This is a genomic window from Streptomyces anandii JCM 4720 (assembly GCF_014650655.1).
Classification (GTDB): domain Bacteria; phylum Actinomycetota; class Actinomycetes; order Streptomycetales; family Streptomycetaceae; genus Streptomyces; species Streptomyces anandii.
Genome location: NZ_BMVJ01000007.1, coordinates 342597 through 345550, shown reverse-complemented (window position 1 = coordinate 345550; position 2954 = coordinate 342597). Strand labels below are relative to the sequence as shown.

Sequence of the window (2954 nt, the reverse complement as noted above, 5' to 3'; positions counted from 1 at the left end):
ATGGCGTCGCCCTCGTCACTGCTGCACTGGACCCGCCGCATGATCGAGATCCGCAAGCAGAATTCCGCCTTCGGACTGGGGTCCTACCGGGAGCTGCAGTCGTCCAACCCGGCCGTCATCGCCTTCCTCCGGGAGTACGAGGACGACCTGGTCCTGTGCGTCAACAACTTCTCCCGGTTCGCCCAGCCCACCGAGCTGGACCTGAGCGCGTTCCACGGCCGCCACCCGGTCGAGCTGTTCGGCGGGGTGCGCTTCCCCGCCGTCGGTGAGCTGCCGTACCTGCTGACGCTGGCGGGCCACGGCTTCTACTGGTTCCGGCTGCGCGCGGACGCGGCCCTGTGACGCCCGGGGTGGGGCGGGGGCGGTTTCCCCCGCCCCACCCGTGGGCACGCGTCAGTCACACCCGACCAGCGATTGGACGCGACGCCATGTCGGAAGCCATGTCGGAAGCCGTCACCCGCTCCGCCGTCACCGGCAGCCCCGGTCTCCTCGCGTCACTGGACCCGCTGCTGCGCGAGTGGCTGCCGCGCCAGCGCTGGTTCGCGGGCAAGGGACGGCCGGTCACGGGCTTCTCGCTGGTCGCCGCCACCGAGCTGCTGCCCGCCGACGGCAAGCTGGGCCTGTACCACCTGCTGGTGCGCGCCCACCAGCCGCTCGAGCCCGTGCAGGGCACGGTGCCCCACCCCGGCGACTGCTACCAGCTGCTCATAGGCGTGCGCGAGGCACTGCCCCCGCGGCTGGCGCCCGCGCTGATCGGCCATGTGCACGAGGGCCCCCTGGCCGGCCGCACGGTCTACGAGGCCCTGTACGACCCCCGCCCCGCCGAGGTGATCCTGGAGGCGCTGCGCACCCGCGCCCGGATCGGCGGGCTCCGCTTCGAGCGGCGCGAGGAGATACGCCCCGACCTGGTGCCCCGGGTGGTGACCGCCGAGCAGTCCAACTCGTCGGTCGTCTATGGCGATACGTTCATCCTCAAGCTGCTGCGCCGGGTCCTGCCCGGCACCAACCCCGACCTGGAACTTCCGCTGGCGCTCGCCCGCGAGGGCTGCCCCCGGGTCCCCCCGCCCACCGCGTGGATCACCGCCGAGCCCCCGTCGGGCACCGAGGAGCCGTACGTCCTGGGCGTGCTCCAGACCTTCCTGCAGGGCGCGTCCGACGGCTGGGAGCTGGCGCTGCGCGAGCTCGCCAAGGGCGAGGACTTCAGCGCCGAGGCGCGGGCGCTGGGCCGCGCCACCGCCGAGGTGCACACCGCGCTCGCCCGGGCGCTGCCCACTGTCACCCTCGGCCACCACCAGCTGCAGTCCATGGTGGCCGGGATGAACGAGCGCCTGGAGGCGGCCGCGCAGGCCGTGCCCGCGCTGCGTCCCTACGCCCCCGGGCTGCACTCCGCCTTCGAGGCGCTCGCCGACCTCGCCCGCGAGGGCCACACCTGGACCGCCCAGCGCGTCCACGGCGATCTGCACCTCGGCCAGTGCCTGCGCTCGCCCTCCGGCCAGTGGTGGCTGATCGACTTCGAGGGCGAGCCGGCGAAGCCGCTGGCCGAGCGGCGGATGGCGCAGCCCGTGGTCCGGGACGTCGCCGGGATGCTGCGCTCCTTCGACTACGCGGCGCACTCGGCCGGCGGCCCGCCCGCAGCGGAGTGGGCCGCCGCCTGCCGGGCCGCGTACTGCACCGGGTACGCCGAGGCCGGCGGCCGCGACCCGCGCACCGAGCCGGTCCTGCTGCGGGCGTACGAGACCGACAAGGCCGTCTACGAGGTCCTCTACGAGGCCCGCCACCGCCCCGACTGGCTGCCGGTGCCGCTGTCCGCCGTGCGCCGGCTGGCCGCCGACGACGCGCCGTGACCCGCCGCCCCACTCCACCCGCCCTGTCCTGACCTTCGCCGAGGAGGCTCCGCCCGTGACCCCCCGCACCCCGTCCAGCGGTTCGGATCCGAAGCAGCCGGCCGAGGCCGCCGGCCCCGAGCGCACCGGCACCGGGCAGCCCCCGGCCGCGCCCGCGAAGAAGGCGGTGAAGAAGACCGCGGCGAAGACCGCGAAGAAGACGGCGGAAAAACCGGCCCCCGCGAAGAAGGCCCCCGCGAAGAAGGCCACGACGAAGAAGGCCACGGCCGAGCAGACCGCCGCCGCCAGGAAGACCGCCGCCAAGAAGACCACGGCCAAGAAGACCGCCGAGAAGGCGCCCGCGAAGACCGCCGCGAAGAAGACGGCCGCCGAGAAGGTCACGGCCAAGAAGACGGTGACCAAGAAGACGGTGACCAAGAAGGCCGTGGCGAAGAAAGCCGTGGCGAAGAAGGCCGTGGCGAAGAAGGCCGTCGCCGAGAAGGCCACTCTCACGCGGGCGCCGGCCCGGACCGCGCCGGCCGCCGAGGTGACGGCGGCCGGGCAGGAGGCGCGGCCGGAGATCCCCGCCACCGCCGTCGCGCTCTCCCAGGAGGACCGCGACCGGCTGGTCGCCGGGACGCACCACGACCCGCACTCGGTGCTGGGCGCGCACCGGGTGCCCGGCGGGGTGGCCTTCCGGGCGTTCCGGCCGTACGCGCTCGGCGTCAGCGTGGTGGCCGGGGACCGGCGCGTCGACCTGCGTCACGACGGGGACGGCTTCTTCTCGGGCGCGCTGCCGCTCGCGGACGTACCGGCGTACCGGCTGCTGGTGGCGTACGAGGGGACGGTGCTGGAGACCGAGGACGCCTACGGGTTCCTGCCCACGCTCGGCGAGCTGGACCTGCATCTGATCGGCGAGGGGCGGCACGAGCAGCTGTGGCAGGCGCTCGGGGCGCATCCGACGGTCCACCAGGGGGTGAGCGGCACCCGGTTCGCGGTGTGGGCGCCCAACGCCCGGGGCGTGCGGGTGGCCGGGACGTTCAACTTCTGGGACGGCACGGGCCATCCGATGCGCTCGCTCGGCGGGACGGGTGTGTGGGAGCTGTTCGTGCCCGGGATCGGCGAGGGCGA

At 74.4% G+C, this 2954-nt stretch carries 3 protein-coding genes; all 3 read left to right on the top strand.

Translation table 11 applies throughout. From position 1 onward, the window contains the following. A partial coding sequence (locus IE249_RS15980) for an alpha-glucosidase C-terminal domain-containing protein (protein ID WP_189705480.1) occupies positions 1-342 on the top strand: 342 nt, incomplete at its 5' end. A gap of 98 nt (positions 343-440) precedes the next feature. Continuing rightward, a complete protein-coding gene (locus IE249_RS15975) occupies positions 441-1844 on the top strand; it encodes a maltokinase N-terminal cap-like domain-containing protein (RefSeq protein ID WP_189705479.1) in 1404 nt (467 codons plus the stop codon). Between the two features lie 55 nt (positions 1845-1899). After that, positions 1900-2954 (top strand): GlgB N-terminal domain-containing protein (locus IE249_RS15970; protein WP_229858557.1); only part of this gene is annotated, 1055 nt, incomplete at its 3' end.